The organism is Oligosphaera ethanolica, from assembly GCF_030814695.1.
GTDB lineage: Bacteria > Verrucomicrobiota > Lentisphaeria > Oligosphaerales > Oligosphaeraceae > Oligosphaera > Oligosphaera ethanolica.
This window is the reverse complement of the sequence record NZ_JAUSVL010000001.1, coordinates 3,821,913-3,844,625: the sequence shown is the minus strand read 5'-3', so window position 1 is coordinate 3,844,625 and position 22,713 is coordinate 3,821,913. Positions and strand designations below refer to the sequence as shown.

The 22,713-nt window shown below is 60.2% G+C and carries 17 protein-coding genes; 8 read left to right on the top strand and 9 right to left on the bottom strand.

Annotation, left to right across the window (positions count from 1 at the left end; all coding sequences use genetic code 11):
- Positions 1–247: 247 nt before the first annotated feature.
- Positions 248–1,966 carry a single-stranded-DNA-specific exonuclease RecJ gene (gene recJ, locus J3R75_RS13305; RefSeq protein WP_307262314.1) on the top strand — a complete coding sequence of 573 codons (1,719 nt, stop codon included), beginning with the start codon at positions 248–250 and terminating at the stop codon, positions 1,964–1,966.
- Positions 1,967–2,016: 50 nt separating this feature from the next.
- Here recJ and J3R75_RS13300 read toward each other — a convergent pair whose 3' ends face one another.
- The gene (locus J3R75_RS13300) at positions 2,017–3,552 is read right to left on the bottom strand and encodes a YifB family Mg chelatase-like AAA ATPase (RefSeq protein ID WP_307262312.1); all 1,536 of its coding nucleotides are present in this window, start codon (positions 3,550–3,552) and stop codon (positions 2,017–2,019) included.
- 357 nt (positions 3,553–3,909) lie between these two features.
- Between J3R75_RS13300 and J3R75_RS13295 the strand changes: the two genes are divergently transcribed.
- Complete coding sequence (locus J3R75_RS13295) at positions 3,910–5,019, top strand: M14 family metallopeptidase (protein WP_307262310.1); 1,110 nt, start codon at positions 3,910–3,912, stop codon at positions 5,017–5,019.
- On the opposite strand, the gene J3R75_RS13290 is transcribed toward J3R75_RS13295, so the two are convergent.
- Complete coding sequence (locus J3R75_RS13290; RefSeq protein WP_307262307.1) at positions 5,016–5,855, bottom strand: nitrilase-related carbon-nitrogen hydrolase; 840 nt, start codon at positions 5,853–5,855, stop codon at positions 5,016–5,018. The genes J3R75_RS13295 and J3R75_RS13290 overlap by 4 nt on opposite strands.
- A 174-nt stretch (positions 5,856–6,029) precedes the next feature.
- Between J3R75_RS13290 and J3R75_RS13285 the strand changes: the two genes are divergently transcribed.
- The 3 genes from J3R75_RS13285 (at position 6,030) to J3R75_RS13275 (ending at position 10,243) form a co-directional block, all read left to right on the top strand.
- On the top strand, positions 6,030–6,953 hold the full coding sequence (locus J3R75_RS13285) for an alpha/beta hydrolase (RefSeq protein ID WP_307262304.1): 924 nt from the start codon (positions 6,030–6,032) through the stop codon (positions 6,951–6,953).
- Between the two features lie 62 nt (positions 6,954–7,015).
- Positions 7,016–9,073, top strand: a complete 2,058-nt coding sequence (locus tag J3R75_RS13280) for a DUF6259 domain-containing protein (RefSeq protein WP_307262301.1) — start codon at positions 7,016–7,018, stop codon at positions 9,071–9,073.
- 180 nt (positions 9,074–9,253) lie between these two features.
- The gene (locus tag J3R75_RS13275) at positions 9,254–10,243 is read left to right on the top strand and encodes an NAD-dependent epimerase/dehydratase family protein (RefSeq protein WP_307262298.1); all 990 of its coding nucleotides are present in this window, start codon (positions 9,254–9,256) and stop codon (positions 10,241–10,243) included.
- 16 nt (positions 10,244–10,259) lie between these two features.
- On the opposite strand, the gene J3R75_RS13270 is transcribed toward J3R75_RS13275, so the two are convergent.
- The 7 genes from J3R75_RS13270 to J3R75_RS13240 form a co-directional block, all read right to left on the bottom strand.
- A complete protein-coding gene (locus J3R75_RS13270; RefSeq protein WP_307262295.1) occupies positions 10,260–13,358 on the bottom strand; it encodes an efflux RND transporter permease subunit in 3,099 nt (1,032 codons plus the stop codon).
- Positions 13,355–14,680, bottom strand: a complete 1,326-nt coding sequence (locus tag J3R75_RS13265) for an efflux RND transporter periplasmic adaptor subunit (protein WP_307262292.1) — start codon at positions 14,678–14,680, stop codon at positions 13,355–13,357. Before J3R75_RS13265 ends, J3R75_RS13270 begins: the two co-directional genes overlap by 4 nt.
- Before the next feature lies 1 nt (position 14,681).
- Complete coding sequence (locus J3R75_RS13260) at positions 14,682–16,025, bottom strand: TolC family protein (RefSeq protein WP_307262289.1); 1,344 nt, start codon at positions 16,023–16,025, stop codon at positions 14,682–14,684.
- Between the two features lie 805 nt (positions 16,026–16,830).
- Positions 16,831–17,880, bottom strand: a complete 1,050-nt coding sequence (gene arsB / locus J3R75_RS13255; protein ID WP_307262287.1) for an ACR3 family arsenite efflux transporter — start codon at positions 17,878–17,880, stop codon at positions 16,831–16,833.
- Positions 17,881–18,008: 128 nt separating this feature from the next.
- Positions 18,009–18,449: an arsenate reductase ArsC gene (locus J3R75_RS13250; protein ID WP_307262284.1), complete on the bottom strand. Its 441-nt coding sequence runs from the start codon at positions 18,447–18,449 to the stop codon at positions 18,009–18,011.
- 75 nt (positions 18,450–18,524) lie between these two features.
- Complete coding sequence (locus tag J3R75_RS13245; protein ID WP_307262281.1) at positions 18,525–18,848, bottom strand: DUF6951 family protein; 324 nt, start codon at positions 18,846–18,848, stop codon at positions 18,525–18,527.
- A 14-nt stretch (positions 18,849–18,862) separates the two neighbouring features.
- A complete protein-coding gene (locus tag J3R75_RS13240) occupies positions 18,863–19,765 on the bottom strand; it encodes a permease (protein ID WP_307262280.1) in 903 nt (300 codons plus the stop codon).
- Between the two features lie 220 nt (positions 19,766–19,985).
- Between J3R75_RS13240 and J3R75_RS13235 the strand changes: the two genes are divergently transcribed.
- From J3R75_RS13235 to hisF, 3 genes are all read left to right on the top strand, one after another.
- Positions 19,986–20,648 carry a hypothetical protein gene (locus tag J3R75_RS13235; protein WP_307262277.1) on the top strand — a complete coding sequence of 221 codons (663 nt, stop codon included), beginning with the start codon at positions 19,986–19,988 and terminating at the stop codon, positions 20,646–20,648.
- Between the two features lie 282 nt (positions 20,649–20,930).
- On the top strand, positions 20,931–21,563 hold the full coding sequence (hisH, locus tag J3R75_RS13230) for an imidazole glycerol phosphate synthase subunit HisH (RefSeq protein ID WP_307262275.1): 633 nt from the start codon (positions 20,931–20,933) through the stop codon (positions 21,561–21,563).
- Entirely contained in the window at positions 21,554–22,342 is a 789-nt protein-coding gene (hisF, locus tag J3R75_RS13225; protein WP_307262273.1) for an imidazole glycerol phosphate synthase subunit HisF, read from the top strand. Before hisH ends, hisF begins: the two co-directional genes overlap by 10 nt.
- Positions 22,343–22,713 lie beyond the last annotated feature (371 nt).

The following is a 22,713-nucleotide window of genomic DNA, read 5'->3' as shown; positions in this document are numbered from 1 at the left end:
TCCCCGCACCGCAAGCGCAATCATGTCATTTCAAGACAATCCCTCACCAATCAGACCAATCAGAACGCGTAGGGGCGGACCTATGTGTCCGCCCTGGCCTGATCCGTCCGATCCGTCCGATCCGTCCGATCCGTCCGCGAAAAGCCCCAAACAAAATCCCCGAAAAAAAGTTTACGGGGGATGCAAGCTGGCAATAAGGGCGTATAGTGTTAGCCGTTGCTAACAGATGTAAGGAAAAAAAGGAAACATGGAAGACTATCTTTGGGACTTAGCAGAAAATGACGAAGCACGGGTTCAGGAACTGATAGATGGCGCGGGGGTAACTAGGCCTATTGCCTTGGTGCTTAACGCTCGCGGCATTGCTCCGGAGCAGATTCAGGACTTCCTTAATCCCTCTTTGTCTAATATTGGCGACCCCTACCTCCTGCCCGGGACGCGCGATGCCTCCGCCAGGCTATGGCAGGCCATCCAGAAAAACCAGCGCATACTCATCCATGGCGACTACGACACCGACGGCATCACCGCGTCGGCGCTGGTCGCCTGGGTTTTGCGCCGCAACGGCGCCCAGGTGGAATGCTACCTGCCGCACCGCATTGACGACGGCTACGGCCTCACCGCCGAATCCATCGCCAAGACCAACGTCGACAACTTTGATCTGTTGCTCACTGTCGACTGCGGCATTACCAGCTACGAAGCAGTCGCCCTCGCCCTGGAAAAAAATCTTGATCTGATTATCACCGACCATCACACACCCGGCGCCGAGCCGATTGTCGCCACCGCTGTGGTCGACCCCAAACTGCCCGGTTCGCCCCTGGAAATCCAGGAGCTCGCCGGAGTTGGCGTGGCCTTCAAGGTCTGCCAGGCTTTCCTCAAATACGGGCGGGAAATGAGCTTTGGCGGCGAAGACACCGACCTGCGCCAAGTCCTCGACCTAGTCGCTCTCGGCACCGTTGCCGACATTGTGCCACTCCTGCATGAAAACCGCATTCTGGTCAAGCACGGCCTGGAAATCCTCGCCCGCCAGCACCGCCCGGGCATCCACGCTCTCTGCGATATTGCCGGCGTCAGCGAAGAACTGGCCACCACTGATATCACCTACCGTCTCGCGCCCCGCATCAATGCCACCGGCCGCATGGGCGACCCCACCGACAGTCTCAGGCTCCTTGAAGCTGACAACGTTGTCGATGCCGCCACCCTCGCCCGGCGTCTGGATGCGCAAAATCGCGAAAGACAGACCATTGAAGAAGCCGTCGTGCAGGACGCCGAGGCACAGATCGCCCGGCGTTATGACCTCGGCACCATCCGTTCGCTGGTTGTCTGGAGTGACAACTGGCACCAGGGCGTCGTCGGCATTGTCGCCTCGCGTCTAACCCGCCGCTATCACCGGCCCTCCGTCGTCCTCACCCGCGATCCCAGCGGCCAGTTCACAGGCTCGGCCCGCAGCATCCGCCGCCTGAATCTGGTCGAGCTCCTTGGTGAATGCAGCGGCTCACTGATCCGCTTTGGCGGCCACGCCATGGCAGCCGGCCTGTCGCTCTACGAAGAAAACCTGCCCGTGTTCTGCCAACAGTTCGACGAGGCCGTCCAACGCGTGCTCAGCATCGACTCCATGCAGCCCAGCCTCAGCGTCTGCGGCGAAGTCAACCTGGATGAACTCGATGACGTCTTTTTCCAGGAGTTGCGCATGCTTGAGCCCTTCGGTCACGGCAACCCCGAGCCCGTCTTCCTCACCCGTGGCATCATTCCCGAGCGCCGCCTGCCGGCTGGCCGTTCGCACACTCGCGGCATGGTCCGGGACAATTCCGGCACCCGCCTGCCCTTTATCGCCTTCGGTCGCCTGCCGCAGGAATTTCCCCCGCCGCCATGGGACGTGGTATTCTCGCCCCACATCAATCGCTTCAACGGCTCAGCCATACCGCAGATGCGGATTCACGACGTCCGCACCTCCATCCTCAACGAGCTCTGAGGACAACGGCGCCCGGCCTGCAGGCCAGCAAGGGCGTGCTTGGTGCCATCTCACCATTTCTGGCGATCAAGCACGCGGTAGTTTGCGGCCTCGCAGATATGCACCGAGCTGATGCGGTCCTGGTCGTCCAGATCGGCGAGGGTCCGCGCCACGCGCAGAATGCGGTCGTAGGCGCGTGCACTCAGCCCCAGCGAGCTGACCACCTGGCGCATCATCCCCGTACACTCGGCATCCAATTCGCAATATTGGTCCAGTTGCCGACTGTTCATGCTGGCGTTGTCGATGGTCGCCGTGCCACGGAAACGCGCGCGTTGCCGTTCGCGAGCCGCCAGCACTTTCGCACGCATGCTCGTCGAGTCTTCACCCCGGCGACGCGACAGCATCTGTTGCTCGCTGATAGGCATGACTTCAATATGCAGATCAATGCGGTCCAACAATGGACCGGATATCCGCCCGCGATACGCGCTGATCTGCATGCTGTTGCAACGGCAACGCTGCCGTTGCGACCCATAATAGCCACAGGGGCACGGATTCATCGCCGCTACCAGCATCACCCGCGCCGGAAAGGTGAAGGAGCCCATCGCCCGCGCCAGCGTCACTTCGCCGCTTTCCAAGGGCTGCCGGAGCACTTCCAAGACATTGCGGCGGAATTCCGGCAATTCGTCTAAAAACAGCACGCCGCGATGCGCTAAACTCAGCTCGCCAGGCCGCGGCATCGCCTGGCCGCCCACCAGCCCGGCGTCGCTGACCGTGTGATGTGGCGCCCGAAACGGCCGCTGCACCACCAGACTCGAATGGCGATCCAGCACGCCGGCAATGCTGTAGATCTTGGTGACTTCCAGCGCCTCTTCAATCGTCAAACGGGGCAAAATACTCGGCAGACGCTTGGCGAGCATGCTTTTGCCGCAACCGGGCTCGCCAATCATGATCACCGCGTGGCTCCCAGCAGCAGCCACCGTCAGCGCCCGCTTCACGCTCTCCTGGCCCTTCACGTCCGCAAAATCCAGACCGCCGTCATCAGGCACTTTCCACAAGCTGTCCAGATCCACGCGCGTCGGCGCAAAAGACCCGGGATTCAGGAAGAACTCCACGGCCTCGCAGAGATGCCGGATGGCAAAAACCTGCACGCCCTGTGCGGCAGCGGCTTCTTCGGCATTTTCCGCCGGCACCAACAGGTTTTTCATGCCCAGCTGCTGCGCATGCATGGCCACCGGCAGCGCCCCAGGTATGGGGCGCAAACTGCCATTGAGCGCCAGTTCGCCGATCATCATCGTGCCCGCCAGCAACTCCACCTTGACGAAGTCCAAGGCTGACAACACGCACAGCGCTATCGGCAGATCATAGGTCGAACCACTTTTGCGCAAATCCGCCGGCGCCAGATTTATCGTCGTCCGCCCATGCGGCAAACGGTAGCCGCTTAACGCTATTGCCGACCAAATACGCTCACGACTCTCCCGAATCGCCGCATCGGGAAGGCCGACGAGGGTAATCACCGGCGTGTCTGTCGGTTCGTAGATGTTCACTTCAATCGCCACCGTTTTCGCTTCAACACCCACTATCGCCGCACTGTAAGTCTGCGCCAACATCGTCTGTCACTCCTCTGTTCATACCGTACTACCCAAACACCCCCACAGAATAACATAAGATTCATTAAATGCAATTCTTTTATTTGCATAATAATGCAATGCACAATCACTGATCCGACTGATCCGACTGATCCGACTGATCCGACTGATCAATCGACCTGATCCGTCCGATCCGTCCGATCCGTCCGCGATAACAAGAAGACCAGACCGACGATCCGTCCGATCCTGCCGCTTCATTGTTCCTGTTTTGCGCGTTGTGCCCGTCCTGAGCCTTCTGCGGCTATATTGTGGGCATTGTCCCTGTCGCCGCCTGCTAGGCGGCACCCCGTCATCGGTGAACAGCGAAAGGGCCTTTCCATGTCAGTACGCATAGATGCCGACATTCCCGGCGGCAACATCATCGTCGAGTCCATTGACGATCGCACCATCGTTCTCCGCAAGGATCTCCGTGACACCCATGGCCAGTGGTTCTTCTGGAAATTTCGGGCGCGTTTTGACACGGTCGGCGACTACCATTTCCGCATTGGCGAAGGCCCGTCCATCGGTCCACGCGGTCCCGCCGTCAGCGCCGACCAGGGACTGAGCTGGGATTTTCTCGGCCGCGACTGCGTGAACTACCAGGATGAGTCATTCGTCTACCACTGCGCTGACGCGCCGCAGGAACGGCTCTTCTGCGTCTGCATTCCCTATCTGCAAAGCGACCTCGAGCGCTTTCTGCAAACACAGCCAGCCGGCGCCATCCGTGTCGACACGCTCTGCCGCACCCGCCAAGGCCGCGCCGTGGAGCTGCTGAGCATCGGCAAACCCGAGGCGCCGAAGCGCCTGCTGTTGACCTGCCGGCACCACGCCAATGAGTCCATGGCCAATTTCGTCATCGAAGGTATCATCAGCGAATTTGTGGCCAAGCCCGATCGCTACCGTGATATCTTCACCCGCGTCGTGCCCTTCGTAGACAAAGACGGCGTCGAAAATGGCGACCAAGGCAAGAACCGCTGGCCCCACGACCACAACCGCGATTACGGCCCACTGACCGTCCACATCGAAACCCGCGCCATCATGACGCTGGTGGAACGCGAGCAGCAGCACTTGATGATTGACCTGCACTGCCCATGGCTGCGCGGCAAAGACAACGAAGCGGTCTATTTCGTCGGCAAGAACAATCCCCGCCTGCAGGCCGGCATCGAGCGCTTCTCGCAGCTCCTCAGCGAAGAAGCGCCGCCGCAGGCGCCGCATTTCACCAGCGACGACATTCCCTTCGGATCAAGCTGGAACACCGGCAGCAACTACGCGCAGGGCAAGGGCTTCACACTCTGGGCTGGCGAAAACTCATGGGAACCCGACAGCATGTCCGTGGAAATCCCTTTCGCCACTGCCCACGGTCAGCCCTTTGACCGCGCCGGTGCGCGGGATCTCGGCCGAGCCTTCGCCCGCAGCATCTGCCGCTTTCTGGGCCTCGACAACGCCTAGTGGCAGCCGCAGGCGCAGTGACCGCAGCCGGGCTCTGGACGCCCCATGGGCAACGCCGCCCGGCACTGCGCCAATCGCTCCTTATTGATGCTGACCACCAAGTTCAGCGCCCGGCTGTGCGGCACTTCCGCGATGGGCAGCCCCCACGGATCGTAGATCGCCGAATGGCCATAGAGTTCCAGGCCCGTCGCCGCGTTGGCGCCGCCCTGCCCCACGCCAGCCACCCAGCTTTGGTTCTCAATCGCCCGCGAACGCAACAACACCGACCAATGCACCCGGCCCGTATGCGCCGCAAAAGCCGCCGGACAAATCAGCAAGTCGCAAGGCCACTGCGCAACATAAAGCTCGGGAAAACGCAGGTCGAAACAAATGCTCAAACCAATGCGCCAGCCGTGGTGCGACACCGGCTGCGGTAACGACAGCCCCGGCGTGAAAAATTCCGTCTCGATCATCGCTTCGGGATGTTCCGGCCGGAAAGGAAACAGGTGCATCTTGTCATAGCAGCCCAAAGGCGCGCCCTGCTCGGATATCACGTAGGCGCGGTCATACAGCTTGTCGCCGTCACGCAGCACCACGCCGCCAAAGAGCGCCGCCACGCCCGCCTCACGGCAGAGCGTTCCCAGCAGCTCCCGCCAGGCACTGTCGTCGCGGGCCGCAGCGCGCATGGCATTACGGCCCCCCAAGCAGAACGCGTACTCTGGCAGCAACGCCAGATCGCAGCCGTCGGCCGCAAATTGGCTCAGACTGTGCCGGATCGCCGCGATGTTCGCGTCCTCTTCAGCCACCGCGTTCATCTGGCAAAGCCCCAGGCGGAATGTCATCCCGTCGCTCATCATCGTTCCTCCGCTTGCGCCGGCGACCAAAAGCCGCCGGCAGATCATAACCTCCATCAGCAGTGCCTTAAGCTACCCCCGCAGCGGCGCGAACGCCAGTTCCCCCCGCACACGCGTTTTTCGCCGCTCCGCACGGTGACATTTGCCGCGCGCGCGCTTATAGTTGGAGCTTTCTGCATGACAACCCAAAACCCCGAGTTCCGCACCATGATCACCCGCAACGTCCTCGCCCGCCTGTCCCGCTGCCTACTCGTCGGCGCCATGGCCTTCGCCATGGGCGTCCACGCCGCCGAAACGCGCAAAGTCGCCACCAACATCCGCTACCGCAGCGATGCCGAATACGCCGACGACACCTACATGCAGGAGCGCTGTGCGCTGGACATCGACTACCCCGAAGGCGTCAGCAACGCTGTCGTCATTCTCTGGTTTCATGGCGGCGGCCTCACCGCCGGCAACAAGGGTATCCCCAAGGACTTCTACAGGCAGAACAGCAAGCAGCCCTGCCTCGTCGTCGGCGTCGGCTACCGCCTCGCCGGCAAACATGACATTCAAGGCGCCGACTGCATCCGCGACGCCGCCGCCGCGCTGACCTGGGTCTTCGCCCACATTGCCGAGTATGGCGGCGACCCGGCGAAGGTCTTTATCAGCGGCCATTCCGCCGGCGGCTACCTGACCATGATGATCGGCATGGACCCGCGTTGGCTAGCCGAGCACGGCTGCGACATCAGCCAGATCAAGGGCCTCATCCCCATGAGCGGCCAGGCCATCACCCACTTACGCCTGCGCGCCGAAAAAAACCTCAATATCAGACAGCCCCTCGTGGACGACTTCGCGCCCATCTACCACGCCAGCCAGGGGCCCAAAATCGCCCCCATGCTCCTCCTCACCGGCGACCGCGAAATGGAAATGCTCGGCCGCTACGAGGAAAATGCCCTCCTCGCCCGCATGCTCAAAATCAATGGCCACAAAGACATCACCCTCTATGAATTCCAGGGCTACGGCCACGGCATGACCACGCCGGCCACCACGCCGCTCATCAACTTCGTCAACCGCGTCAGCCCACCGCCAATGCCCGCAGCACCCGCCCAAAACGCCCAGTAACCGCCCTGCCCATTCACGCGAAAACTCGCACCAACCATCTGATAACGAACGGAATAACCACCATGCAACATTGCCTCGAAAACGCCTTCGTCAAGGCCGTCCTCGACGACAAAGCCCAGCTGATCAGCTTCTGCAACCGCCAGACCGGCACCGAACTGGCCAAACCGCACGATCTCTGGCGCATGATCATCGCCGAAGACGAAAACCTCGAGGTCGAAATCGTCGCCGCAGACTGCACGCCAGTTGTCAGCGCCAGCGTCGACGCCATTGAGTACCGCTACCAGGCCCTCCGCACCAGCGAAGGTCACGATCACGCCATCGACCTCGTAATCGCCGGCAAGCTCGTAGACGACGAACTCCGCTGGTCCTGCCACATCACCAACCGCAGCACTGCCATTGAAGTCCGCGAATGGCTGTTCCCGGTCGTCAATCTCAGCGACGCCGTCGAAGCCATGACTCTCCACTCGCCCAATGCGGGCGGCGAAGTCATCGAACGCATCCGTCCCTGGGCCCAACAGGCCAACACCATCTACAAGGGCATGGACAACCTCTACCAGCGCCACATGCTCCGCTATCCCGGCTCACAAGCCACCACCAGCTCCTGGGCCTTCGCCAATGACCAGGAAGGCCTCTATCTGGCTAGCTACGACCGGTCTTTCCAAGACACCCTCCTGTGCTCCGAAGTCGAACTACGCGAAAAACTCAACTTCCTCTTCGTTAAATTCCCCTTCCTCAAACCCGGCGCCGAATGGACCGCCGATGGCTACGTCATGGCGCCCATCAATGGCACCTGGCATCGCGCCGCAGACAAATACCGCGCCTGGGCCGACTCCTGGAGCACCCACCACAGCACCCCCGACAGCATCGCGAACTGCCAAGGCTGGCAGCGCATCATCGCCAAAAGCCAATACGGCGAAATCTTCTACCCCTTCGACGCCATGCCACAAATCTACGCCGACGGCGCCAAGGCCGGCATCGACACACTCTTCCTCTTCGGCTGGCACAAAGGCGGCCACGACAACGACTACCCCAATTACGTCGTCTGCGATAAACTCGGCGGCAAGGACAATTTCAAGAAGAACATCAAGCTCTTCCAACAAGCCGGCGGCAAAGTCATCCTCTACAGCAACGGCCAGCTCATAGACAAAAATGCCGATTTCTACCGCGAAACCGGCCAGCGCATCTCCACCAAAGACCTCAACGGCAACGAACAACAGCAGTTCTACGGCTTCAGCGGCCGCGGCATGGCCCAGCGCCTCTATGGCAACCGCACTTTCGTGCTGGCATGCCCATATTGCCAGGAGTGGTTCGAGACCCTCTGCAAAGTCGCCGACCTCGCCCACGAACTCGCCTGCGACGGCGTCTTCTACGACCAGCTCGGCGCGGCAAACGCTATCTGCTGTGACCCCAGCCACGGCCACCCCGTGCCCTTCACCCAAAGCACCCTCGCCCGCGCCAACATGGTCGGCAAGCTCCGCCAGTACATCAACGACAAGTACCCCGGCATGAGCTTCGGCATCGAACACGTTTCCGATATCGCCGCCCATTACAGCGACTACATCCACACCGTCAACGGCGGCGCCGCCGTCAGCAACCCCAACTGGGCCGCCATCGGCCAAAAACCACGCGTGCCCCGCAATATGGACTGGTTCCGCTACATCTTCCCCGAAGTCATCATCTCCAACCGCGAAATCCGCGACGACAGCGACGTCGAACGCCGCGTCAACCGCCTCGTGCTCACCAATCTCATCTCCGACGTGGAAATCTACCGCTGCAAGAAGACCATCGCTGAAACCCCGCACTACCAAAGCTACCTCGGCCTGGCCAACGCTTTCCGCGTCCGCAACGCGCGCTTCCTCAGAGGCGCCACGTACCGCTCGACCATCCTTCATCACTGCGACAACGACGAGCTCGACAGCGCCGGCTACATAGCCCGTGATGGCAGCATCGTCATCATGGCCACCCAGTCGCATCTCGATAACGCCACCGCGCTCATCACCGTCCCCAACGCTAAATTCATCGCCAACGATGCCATCGGCGACGCCACCCGCAACGCCGACGGCACAGTCCGCATCGGCCGTCACGGCCTCATCCTCCTCGCCTTCCAACCCCAGCCTTGAATAGCATATATGCACGATAAATGTGCCTTTGAACGCCACGGGGCCAATATCGCCAAGCTGACGGCGTTCAAAGCACACAGACGCAACACTAATCGCACCGCCGTGATCGAGACAAACTGAAGGCCTGCGACTTACCACCCCGGGGCAACCCAACGCCCCCACTCCCAAAGGACACGCGACATGAACATCCTCTTCATCGGCGGCACCGGCAATATCTCCACCGACTGCGCCGCCCTGCTGGCCCAGCGCGGCCACCGCATCAGCGTCCTCACCCGCGGGCGCAATCCCGTCCCCGCCGCCTATCAGAGCATTGTCGCCGACCGGCACGATCGCGCGGCGCTGCAGCAGGCCCTCGCCAACAAGTCCTTCGATGTCGTCGCCGACTTCACGACCTACACCGAGGATGAAGCCCGCGACATGACCGAGCTCTTTGCCGGCCGCTGCGCCCAGTACATCTTCATCAGCACCGTCGTCGTTTACAGCAAGCCCGCGCATGTCCTGCCCATCACGGAACTGGCCCCCACCGGCAACGCCTTCTCGCCCTACGGCCAGCGCAAAGCCGCCGCCGAGGCCTTCTTCATGCGGCAGCACCGCGAGCACGGTTTCCCCGTCACCATCGTCAGGCCCTCGCACACCTACTCCCACCAGTGGCTGCCCAACCCCGTCACCAGCGCCGGCTATACCTTCGCGCGACGACTCGAAGATAAACGCCCTATCTTTATTCACGACGACGGCCAGGGCCTCTGGACCCTCACCCACACCCGCGATTTCGCCGTCGGTTTTGCCGGCCTCTGCGGCCTCAGCGCGGCCATCGGCGAAGCCATCCAGATTACCGGCGACGCCGTCCTCACCTGGAACCAAATTGTCGACGAAATCCGCCTCGCCATCGGTGTCGACAACGTCGACATTGAATACATCCCCACCGACTTCATCTGCCACGTCGATCCCGACATGACCGCTAAATTCAAGGGCGACAAGAGCTCACCGGCCGTCTTCGACTGCGCCAAGATCAAACGCCTCGTCCCCGACTTCCAATGCCGCATCCCCTTCCGTGACGGCGTCCGCGAAGCCGCCGCCTGGTTCAAGGCCGACCCGGCCCGCCAAACCGTCAGCGCCGCCATCGACACCACCTTCGACCGCATCATCAACGCCTGGCGCAACGCCCGCTAGGCCGCCGCGCCCACCATCACGCGGGCAATGGCTGACGGCGGTCCCTGGGGGCGAAAAACACGTAGAGCGCAGGCATCAGAAACAGCGCGGTGACAATTTCCAGCAGCAGCCCACCAATGGCCGCAACCGCCATGGGCTGCAGCAAATCACCGCCTTCGCCCATATTGAGAGCCAGCGGGATAAACCCGGCAATGGTGCTGACCGTAGTCATCACCCGCGGCCGCAGCCGCGCTTTCGCCGCTGCCAACACCGCCGGCAACGCCGATTGGCCCGCCTCCCGACGGAGCTCCTCGGCCAGTTCCAGCAGGAGCACACCGTCATTGACGGCAGCGGATATGACAATGAATACGCCGATCGCCACCGTCGCCCCAAAGGACATGCCCCCGACCATCAAGCCAAAGACCATGCCGCCCAGACAAATCGGCAAACTCACAAAAATCACCGCCGGCAGACGGACATTCTCAAACTGAATCGCCAGGACGGCAAAGGCGAAAAAGGCCGCAAAGGCCAGCAACAAGCCCATGGTCCGGGTGTTTTCCGCCATCATCTGGGCTTGCCCGCCCAAGGCAGTCGATAGCCCGGGCACTTTGGGCAGAGAGGCCGCCAACGCCTCGGCCTGGGCAATGGCGTGATTGAGTTTCACACCATCGGCCGGATCCGCGCGAACAATGATCTGCTTGACTTGGTTCTCACGGGTAATTTCCACGGGACCGACCGAACGCCTAATCTCCGCGATATCGCGCACATAGATGGGCTGGCCGTCTTGAACATCAACGACCAGCGCCGCCAGGTCCTCGCGGCTGTTCAGGCGTGGTTCGGGGACCATCACGCGAATATCGTAGTACTCGCTGCCCTCGCGAAATTCCGTCGCCACCAGTCCAGTCACCAACGTCCGCAGCGTCGTGGCGACCCGCTCCACCGGTATCTGCAAAGCAGAAGCGCGCGCGCGGTCGATATATACGCGATATTCTGGCTTGGTCATGTCCATGGAGATATTCACGTTGACCAGGCTGGGGTCGTCGCTCATCCCGCTGGCCAGCGCCCGTGCAAAGGCGTACATGTCCTGCACATCCGTGCCCTGCACCTTGACCTCGACAGCCTGCACGCCAATCTGGCGAATGCCCTTGACCTTCATCTGCATCACCGGCATCTTGGCACCAGGCACTTGCAGTTTGTTCACCATCGGCCGAATATGCTGCACAAACTCCGCCGTGCTCATACGACGCTCGGCCTTCGGCTTCAGTAAAATATTGACCTCGCCCTCATTGGCGATCTCATAGGTGGCCAGACCCCAAATGCGCCCGCCCGCCATGGTGAAAACGCTCCGCACGTCAGGAAGGCCCTTCACCTGTTCTTCGATCTTGGCCAGCACGCGATCCGTTTCCGCAACCGACGTGCCACTGGGCATCTTGACCTTCACCATCACCCGGCCATCATCAAGCTCAGGAAAAAATTCCGTACCGAGTCGCTTGGCACCGATAACTGCCATGGCCAGCACGGCCGCGAAAGCCAGCACAGTCAGATAGCGCCAGCGCAGGCACCAGCCCAACAGCCACCCATAGACGCCGGTGAGCCAGTCCACCAACGCCGCGAACAAACGCGCCGCCGCCCCTGGCCGAGCGTCCGCCTTCAGCCAGCGACTCGCCAAAAATGGCGTGAGAGTCACCGCAAATAGCAACGATATGACGACAATGCTCGCCACCGTCAACACCAACTCATGAAAGAGCAGGGACGCCATCCCCGGAATAAACAAAAACGGCAGAAACAAAGCCAGAAAACTCACGGTCGCAGCCACAATAGCCGGACCGACCTGCCGCACTGCCACCAGCGCCGGATGCTCGCCACCACCGCCGTCCGCAGCGGGCTTCTTCGCCAGCAGCCGCGTGATATTCTCCAACACGACCGTCGAGTTGTCCAGCAACACACCCAAGGCAACAACCAACCCGCCCAGTGAAAACAAGTTGAGCGAAAAACCCGCGCTCTTCATCACAAAGAAATTCGCCAGCAGAATCAACGGCAGTACCACCAGCATGATGGCGACCTGCCGCCAATGGCCCAGAAAAAGATAAATGACCAACACCACCAGAATGGCGGCCAAAATCGCCGAATCGCGTACGCTCTTGATGGCACCAAGCACGTAGTCGCCTTGATTTTCAACCACCCCAAAGGCAATGTCCGGCGGTATCTCCGATGCCAATGCCGCCAATTTGGCCTGGACAGCGCCCGCGACCTTCACGGTGTTCGCCTCGGCCTGCTTCAATACATTGATTTTCACGCAGGACTGACCATTAAAGCGCGTGATCACCCGCATCTCCGTATGCGCGTCCGAAACTTCGGCGAGGTCCTGAATGGTGACCAACTCACCGTTTGGACCACGACAGAGAGCCACCTGCCGAATTTCGTCCAGACTTTCGAACTCGCCCATGGTACGCGCTATCAGTTCGCGGTTTTCAACCGTCACCCGCCCCGCGAAAGTCTGGCGGTTGTCACCCCGTAGCGCAGCGGCGACTTTTTCCGGGGTCAGACTGTACGCCGCCAGGCGCTGCGGGTCCAAATGCACGCGAATCTCACGTTCCACGCCACCAACAACCTCCGCGCCGGCAGTGCCCGGCACCGTATTAAGCCGTTCGACCAGCCACTTGTCAGCCCATTCGCGCAACCAGACTAGACTGCGATCAGAAGAGGATATCGTCAATTCCATCACCGGCAACTGCGATGGATCGGCCTTGATAATCAGAGGCGCCTCCATGTCCGTGGGTAGCTGGCGATTGGCGCGACCCATCGCGGCCAAGACGTCCTGGTAGGCAATATCAACATCCACCCCATAACGAAAATTCACCAGCAGGGTGTACATGCCCTCAATGCAGGATGCATCCAGGTAGTCGAGATTTTCCACCGTGGACATGGCGCGCTCAATGGGATCGGCAATCTGCGTCTCAATCTCCTCGGGCGTCGCGCCACGCCACCAGATGTGGATCTTCACCATTGGATAGTTGATGTCCGGCAGGTAATCGACATCAATCCGGGTCAGCGAAAACCAGCCGATCACCGCAGTGGCTAAAACCAGGACACCCACGGCCACTGGCCGCGCCAGAGTAACTTGCGTGATCTTCACTGTGCCTGCTCCTGCTTGACCCTGCATTCACCGGCCGCACCCGGCTGCTTGCCGCCGTTTCCCGCAGCGCCGGCACCGGCGACCTGCACCTTCGCGCCATCTTTGAGCATTTCGTGGCCGCGCACGACAACCTGCTCACCAACGCGAACGCCCGAGGCCAGGGCCACAATGCCATCGCCTTCCAGGGCAATGGTCACCGGCCGGCGCTTGGCAACGCCATCACTGACCACGTACACCAGCATCCCACCGTTAGGTTGCGAAAGCAAAGCCCGGTCCGGTACCGTCAATGCTACAGGCATTTCGCGCGCGGCAATGTCCACGCGGACGAACATGCCCGGAACCACGGCCGCCTTGGCCGGAATGGCCGCTTCCGCCAGACGGCTGCGGGTGACACGGTCCAATTCCGGATAAAGCATCGTTAGGCGCGAGTCAAAACGCTCTCCCGGCAAGGCGTCAAAACGCAGACGGCAGGCAGCACCAGGTTGCAACAACTGCGCGTAGCTTTCGGGAATACTGAAACGCACCACCTGCGACGACGGCGCCATCATGTCCAACAGGGGCGCCTTGGCAGTGGCCAGGTCACCAGGGCGGATATGCACCTGAGTGACCACGCCGCTGAAAGGCGCCGTGATGACACACTCCGCCGCCGTGGCTTCCGCCCGCGCCAAGCGCGCCGCAGCCTCTTCCACCAACGCGTCCTGCACCGCCAGCGCCGTCGCGGTCGGTCCCCGTTGCAACATCAGCAAGCGCTCTTTGGCGGCGCTAAGATCGGTCGTGCTTTTCACATACGCCACCCGAGCCTTATCCCGCGCTTCACCAGGCAGCGAACCACTGGCAACCATCTGTTCGATGCGGCCCAAATCGCTTTTGGCAAAAACGCTGTTTTCCTCCAGCTGCGTCACCATGGCGTTGGCCTGGGCAATTTCTTCTTCGCGGGCGCCAGCCTTGAGGTCCGCCAACTTCGCCCGTGCCACGGCCAGCGCCGCCTGCGCTGCTGCCACCTCCCGGCGATAGATCGGTCGGTCAATCTCCAGTAGTTTCTCACCCTCTTTGACGGCATCGCCCTCCCGCCAGGGACAGTAGGCGATAGGCCCTTCAATGGTCGCGCTAATCTGCACCGCGTTCGTGGCCACCACCGTTCCCGTCAGGGCCAGCCACTGCACCAGCGGCTCTTCCCGGAGAGTGATGACGTTCACCACTGGCGCCTTCGGCGCTTTGCCAGCACCCGGCGTGGCCACACCGTCGCGGCCACAAGCACCCAAAAACAGCATGGCGACACCCATCCCAACAACAAACAGCACTTTACCTATCGTCGCAGTCATGTCATTCTCCCTTCGCCAAGGCCAATTGTGCCCGGGCCGTGTGGTAGTCCGCCAACGCCCGGCTCATCGCGGTCTCAGTATCCAACAACGCCGTTTGAGCATCCAGTACGTCCGTAATGGACCCCTTGCCCAATTCGTATTTTTCACGCTCGATGCGCAGACTTTCCTGCGCCTGTTCACTGGTCTTCGCCAAAGCCTCCAGGCGCTCGCGCGCAGACTGGATATTCAGGCTGGCGGTTTCCAACTCCAGCTCAATCTGCAACGCCAATTTGCGCAAACGTTCTTCCGCAGCGGCCAACCGCGCGCGTTCCTCACGCACGCGAGCGGACACTTGCCCGCCAGCAAACACCGGCACATTGAAAACCACGCCGCCCCAGCCCATGTCCGTCGTGCTATCCAGGCCACTGCGGCGATCCGACGACTCAACGGCAAGGCGACGGCCATAACTGCCCTGCACGGTCACCGTGGGCAAATGCCCCGCCGAAGCTGCCGCCACAGCTTCCCGTTGCGCCGCTATCGCCGCCTGCGCCGCCTGGTAGTCACTGCGATTGGCGAGCACCACCGCCAACGCCGGCAGCTCCGCGGCACTTGCCATTGGCAGCTCTGGCAGCTCGCCCATGGGCGTGCGTCGGGGACTGCCAGCAGGCAGGCCCAGCAGATTGGCCAGCACCCGACATTGCACCGCCAAGACATTCTTTTCCCAGACCATCCGCTGCTCCAAGTCCGCAACGCGAACGTCCATGCGCAAGCGATCCACCCCAGCGGCTTTCTGCACCGAAATCATCTCCTGGACCCGCTTGCTGTGCTCGCGCAAAGCCTCGCGAGAAAACTCCAGCGACGCAATCACCCGCCGCTGGGCTAAGATGCCGTAATACACGCTGCTGACGTTGTAGATCAACTCACTGCGACTACGCGCCAACTGCCGTTCCGCCGATGCCCGCAGCAAGCGGGCGGCTGACTGCTCCCGCTGCAACCGCCCGCCCGTGTAAATGGGGAGCGAAAAAACAATGTCGCTGGACAGCATCTTGTCGCTAAAGGCCCCTGCCTCGCCGTTCGCTGTCGCCGGCAGTAAACGTTGGTCATACTGGTAGTACATGGCCGTGCCAACGACATCCACCCCCGGCAGGCGCCGCCCCAACGCCGCGTCGTAACGCGCTTCGGCCACGCCAAGATCATGGCCCTGCGCCGACAACTCGGGGTTGTGCTTCAGCGCCAGCTCAATAGCCTCCGACAAGCTCATGCCAATAGGCCGCTCGTCAGCGCCCGTTGCGCACATCACGGCTGCTAGATACAAAAAGACTACTCCCCAAAAAGCCCCCCCTGCTCGCCATTTCGTCGTTTTCATACTCATTCCCGTTATAGCGCGTGTAAAATCTCTTCGCCGGCTTTCTATGCCATGACTTGCATGCTCTGCACATGCTTTATTCACAGCCAACAATATACCGCATGACCCACCAGCGAATCCCTTAGGAGTCGTTCATTAATTACGTTTACACTTTTCAACGCAAACGCTCTTTGCCGAAAAGCCTTGCCACCGGTCAATATTTCCCACGCCGCAAAGCGGCAGACGCGCTGAAAGCGCGATACATATTAGCCCAGGGCAAGCACGCTGAAAGCGTGCGCCGCCCTGGGTAAAGCGTCTACTAAGGCCGTGTTCCTCGGCCCCTTTGGTCCCAGTCGGCGCAGCTGACTGGGGCCAAAGGGGCAATGGAACTCACCTTTCTTGCTTGCACTATCGCACCCTTGCAGGCTGCTTTCGCGAGGATGGACGCCTTCAGCGGGCGTGGGTATAGTCGTAAAGGTTATTATCGAACAGCTCCTTATAGCCTTTTTGAGAAAGAAATGTTGCCTAACGACATGATTAGTTAATGTGCGAAATCTTGTGATGAACACTTGTACTGGCGCCAATGTGACCGAAACTCTTCTTTTGCGAAAGGCTTCTTTACAATAAACTCCTTATCAGGTGTTTATGCATGAATTTGCCCCGTAGGCGCTGAGAAAGGCTTCAGAACTACTGTGTCAAGTCTCTCTTTTTATCACAAGATTTCGCACATTACCCATGATTTTATCTTCACTTGGACAAAGCTGCCGCCCAAGTCGGGTACCGCCCACCGACACACGGCACCTGCCTGCGTAGCGACCAGTCTCCCTCACGGCTTACGTGGAAACCACCCCGTGGTCCGGTTGGAGAAGCGCACCAGGATCAGCATCACCGGCACTTCCACCAAGACGCCCACGATGGTCGCCAGCGCCACCGGCGAAGCCGTACCGAAAACCGCTATCGCCACCGCTACCGACAACTCAAAAAAGTTCGACGCGCCAATCATGCCCGCCGGCGCGGCAATGTCATGGGACAGTTTCAAGCAGCTGCATGAACCATAGGCGATAAAGAAAATCAGAAAGGTCTGCAAAATCAGCGGCACGGCAATCAACACAATGTGCAGCGGGTTGTTGATGATTACCTGACCCTGAAACGAGAAGATGATCACCAGCGTCAACAGTAAGCCGCCTATAGTGATGTGGTTAAACTTCGGCAAAAACGTGTTCTGAAAATAATCCAGGCCTTTTTTCCGGACGATCCCCACCCGCGTCAGCACACCACCAGCCAGCGGTATGACCACGAACAGCAGCACGGACAGTACCAGCGTGCTCCATGGCACCGACACGTCCGACAGGCCTAGCAAAAATTTGACGATCGGAATGAACGCGACCAAGATGATCAGGTCGTTGGTGGCCACCTGCACCACCGTGTAGGCCGGATTGCCCTTGGTCAGGTGACTCCAGACGAAAACCATCGCCGTGCAGGGCGCCGCACCCAGCAGTACCGCGCCGGCCAGGTAGTCCCGCGCCAAGTCCGGCGCTATCCAGCGCTTGAAAATCACGTAAAAAAACAGCGCCGCAATCCCATACATGCTAAAGGGCTTGATCAGCCAATTCACCACCCAGGTCACAAACAGCCCTTTGGGATTCTTGCCGACGTTGCGCACGCTCTCAAAATCCACCTTCATCATCATGGGGTAGATCATCAACCAAATCAACACCGCAACCGGCACCGACACCTGGTAATACTCAAAACGACCGAGAAACGCCGGTATGCCCGGCAAAAACTGCCCGATCAAGACGCCCGCAAGCATGCACAGCGCCACCCACACCGTCAAATACTTCTCAAAAAAACTTATGCCCGCGTTACTTTTGCTCATACGCAATGTCGTCTTTCTGTTGTTGTGTCTGTAAGTCGTCACATCGCCGCCGTCATTCATCAGCCTGCCACGGCCTTACGCCGCTGTCGTCGCTGCCGCACCGTACTGCGCCGCCCAGTGTCCCGCACTCAAAGTTCCGCCAGGGCCTCGGGCAGGCTTTCCACAAAAGCCCTGATCTCATCCCGCACCCGGCGGTACACTGCGAGCTTTTCCTCTTCGGTCCGGCACGCCTTGGCCAGGGCCGGCGGATCTTCAAACCCGACATGCACCACCTTGGTCTTGCCCGGAAACCATGGGCACTGCTCATTGGCATGGCCGCAGACCGTCACCACGACGTCAAAAACCACTCCAGCCAGCTCAGCCAGCAACTTGGAATGCTGACCAGAGATGTCCACCCCGGCCTCGCCCATCACTTTCATGGCGTAGGGATTCATGCCGTGCTTTTCAATCCCGGCTGAATAGGGCTCGATAGTCGCACGCTTCAACGCGCGCGCCCACCCTTCCGCCATCTGACTCCGGCAGCTGTTGCCCGTACAAAGAAAGAGAATCTTGATCTTCTTGTCGCTCATCGGCCTGTCCTTTGTTGGTTTTTCAATGTCGCAATTCCAACGAGATGAAATCGTGTCCTGGCGTCCATGTCGTCATTACAACTCGCTCATGCTGATGGTCACTGTCGCCGGCAAAGCCAGATTCGCGGCGACCTGCATGGCCTTGTACAACGCCACCGGCACAGCGCAACCCGCACAACAAGTCGTCAACTGCTGCCGACATAGGCCCAGCAGGCTGTCCTTGCCGTCAAATACTTCCGCATAGACATCCAGCGGTCCCAGTTCGGCAAGCCCTGCCGCCAGACCGCGAATCTTTTCGCAACCAGACGCCAATTTCAGAGTCACCATCTGCTGATCGTCGCTTTGCGCAGTTATTTGCGACTGAAAGCCACAGACCCCCGCTTCAACTTTCACTTTCACGTTCATTCTGCCTCCTAGCCCAAGAACCCATCAAAACAATATCCGCCGATCACCGCGGTCAAAAAAACCAGCGCCACTATCGCCGCGACCACCCGCCCTTTGAAAATGCTCAGCAACATGGACATCTCCGGGATGGCCATGCCAGCACCGCCAATGACGAGGGCAATGACCGCGCCCAAACTCATGCCCTTTTGCGCCAGCGCCAAACCAATGGGAATGGCACTCTCCGCCCGAATGTACAAAGGAACACCAATCAGCGCCGCCAACGGTATCGCGAAGTGATTGCCCTTCCCAGCAACTGAAACAACCCAATCCTGCGGCACATAGCCGTAGATGAACGCACCAATCGCCGTGCCAATGATCAAGTAGATCAACACACCCTGCAAATCGCTGTAGGCCGATCCCCCCGCCCTCTTCACCTTGCCCCAAAAACGCGCCGCCGCCGGAGCATTCTCCCCCTCATCGCCACAGCAGGACGTGGCATGGTCGGCCGGCTTGCGTACGTAGCGTTCTGCCCGCAGCACACTCATCAGCCAGCCGCCCACCATGGCCGCAAAAAAACACACCCCGAAGTACACCGCGCACGCACGCCAGCCCATCATGGTCCAGACCATCCCGACTATGATCGGGTTGAGCAGTGGCGAAACCAGCACAAAGGTCAGTATCGGGCCAATCGCCACCCCGGCATTTAGCAGCCCCAGGGTCAAAGGCACCGTCGAACAGGCGCAGAATGGGGTCACGCTGCCCAAAACAGCCCCCATGACATATGCGCCACGACCCGACAAACAGGCACCTATCCTCGCCTTGGGAATGTACTGCAACAGCAACGCTATCCCGGTGCTGATGACTAAAAACAGCAGGACCAGTTCCAAAAAAATGAAACCAAAATACCCCAGCGCGTCAACTAGCGTATTCATCGCTTATACTCCCAAAGTCATACCCCAATGCCGTCATAAACCCTAACCCCAGCACCATATGGCCAAGCCTCTTTTCGGCCCCAATCCACGCCAATGCCAGCTCCATTCAGAATACCAACACTAGCAGTTTTGTTATTTCACTAATTGCCATAATATAGGCCGCTACCCTAAGCAGTCAACTCGTGCGTCGATCCGGCTACAATTGCCCCGTAATCGGTCAGTGTACACCCCGGCGCTTCGCTGGGACAATTTGCAGGAAACCCACGGCCCGCCGCCGCCCAACCATCCGACCTTGATTTCCGCCGACCTTTGCGGCAGCGTGTTTCATAGGAGTAACCACCCCGGTGGGGAAAACACCGGGGACAATTTGCAGGAAACCCACGGCCAGTCGCCGCCCAGCCATCCGACCTTGATTTCCGCCGACCTTTGCGGCAGCGTGTTTCATAGGAGTAACCACCCCGGTGGGGAAAACACCGGGGACAAGTTGCAGGAAACCCACGGCCCGCCGCCGCCCAACCATCCGACCTTGATTTCCGCCGTCCTTTGCGGCAGCGGGTTTCATAGGAGTAAACACCCCGGTGGGGAAAACACCGGGGACAAGTTGCAGGAAACCCACGGCCCGCCGCCGCCCAACCATCCGACCTTGATTTCCGCCGTCCTTTGCGGCAGCGGGTTTCATAGGAGTGTACACCCCAGCGCTGACCGATGCCCCCCCCGTAATGCCTCACCCATTGATACTGGCCTTTCCTGTAGTCTTTTGTTTTCAGCGCTCACATGCCGCCGGGACGGCGGCGCTCCCAGGAGTCGAATCAGTCCCCAATCAGTCCAAGGCGTCGGGAGTCAATCCCCACGGTCCAATTCGCCCCCACGGTCCAATCCATGAGATCATGCCTCATGAGTCCGTGAGTCCTCGCCCCAGTGCGCGCCGCCGCCAACTGGTCCCCACGGTCCCAGGCGTCCCTTGAAACCGCCAGTATCAATGGCTGACCGATTTCCCCCCCCGATTTCCATACCTGGAAACATTTGCACCCGATACCTCTTCACGTTACATTACGCGCCCGTCTGCGGTCGCCGCACGACACCGCTACATCCCCCTGGCGGCATGTAGCGCCAACGCATTTCCGGCCGCACCGCAACTTTACTCACGACCAAGCCAAGGCCACCCATGATTGCCATTCTTGATTACGGCGCCGGCAACCTCACCAGCGTCCGCCTCGCCTTCGAACGCATCGGCGCCAATGCCATCATCGTTGATAATGCCGACGACGCCCGCGCCGCCGATCGCATTGTCTTCCCTGGCGTCGGCTCAGCCCGCAGCGGCGTGGACGGCCTGGCCCAGCGCGGTTTTCACACCCTCCTCAAAGACGCCGCCGCACGCCGCACGCCAGTCCTGGCCATCTGCTTGGGCATGCAAATGCTCTTCGCCAGCAGCGAAGAAGACGACGGCGTGCAGTGCCTCGACATCATCCCCGGCAGCGTCAAACTCTTCCACTTCCCCGCCAGCCAGCGCGTCAAAGTACCCCACATGGGCTGGAATACCGTCGCCCTGCCCCAGCAACACCCCTTGCTCGCAGGTATCGGCCAGCACGAAGCCTTCTACTTCGTCCATTCCTACTACGCAAAACCAGACTCGCCGGAACACACCCTCGGCATCAGCGACTACGCCGATTTCAGTTTCTGCGCCATCACCGGCCGCGGCAGCGTCTTTGGCACCCAATTCCACCCCGAACGCAGCGGCGACGCCGGCTTGCGTATCCTCCAAAATTTCACGACCTGGGACACTACCTCATGCTGCTGAAAAGACTCATCGTCTGCCTCGATGTCCGCAGTGGCAAAGTCACCAAGGGCGTCCGCTTCGCCGGCAATGTCGACGTCGGTGACCCCGTCACCCTCGCTGAAAAATACTGCCGTGACGGCGTTGACGAACTGGTCTTCTACGACATCACCGCGTCCGCGGAAAAACGCCCGACCGATATCGCCATGGTCACCGAAGCCGCCAAGCGCATCTTCGTGCCCTTCACCGTCGGTGGCGGCCTCCGCAATGTCGCCGACATGCGCGCCGCCATCCTCGCCGGCGCCGACAAGGTCTCCCTCAACTCCCTCGCCGTGCTCAACCCAGCCATCCTCACAGAAGGCGCCAAGGCCTTCGGACGCCAATGCATCGTCCTCGGACTGGACGCCAAACGCGTCGGCGCCTCAACCCAATTCCCCTCCGGCTACGAAGTCGTCATCAACGGCGGCAGAACACCCATGGGACTCGACGCTGTGCAGTGGGCGATAAAAGCCACCGAACTCGGCGCCGGCGAAATCTGCCTCAATGCTATCGATACCGATGGCGTCCAGCAAGGCTATGAGCTCGAAATCACCCGCAAGATCGCGGACGCCGTCAGCGTGCCACTCATCGCCTCCGGCGGCGCCGGCACCGTCGCTCACATCATCAGCGCTTTTCAGGACGGACACGCCGACGCCGCACTCGTCGCCTCAATGGTCCACTCCAGCATCTTCAGCTGCCACGGCATCAAAGCCGAACTCGCCAAAGCCGGCATCCCTGTCCGCAGCGGTCTTCACAACCGCTAAACACTCCCTGTCTAACCGGCTGCACACCATGACAGTACTGGAAAACTGTCAGAATAGTTGCTCGCGCAGCAAGCAATAGCGGATAATCGGTGGCCACTCCCCTTGTCCACTAACCGGCCCCCCACCACCGCCAACCTGCACCGAAATACCCACAAGCCCAAGATACAAAAAGGCCCCTAGCAGGATTGGGAAGAGAGGGAGGAGGGGGGATTATCCTGCTAGGGACCAAAAAATGTATCAATTATGCGTTGCCGCTGTTCTCCAATAAAGCCCTCAGCAGGATTGGGAAGAGAGGGAGGAGGGAAGGGGGGATTATCCTGCTGAGGGCAAAACGTAATACTATAACCAGCCTTGAAACAATACTAATATAG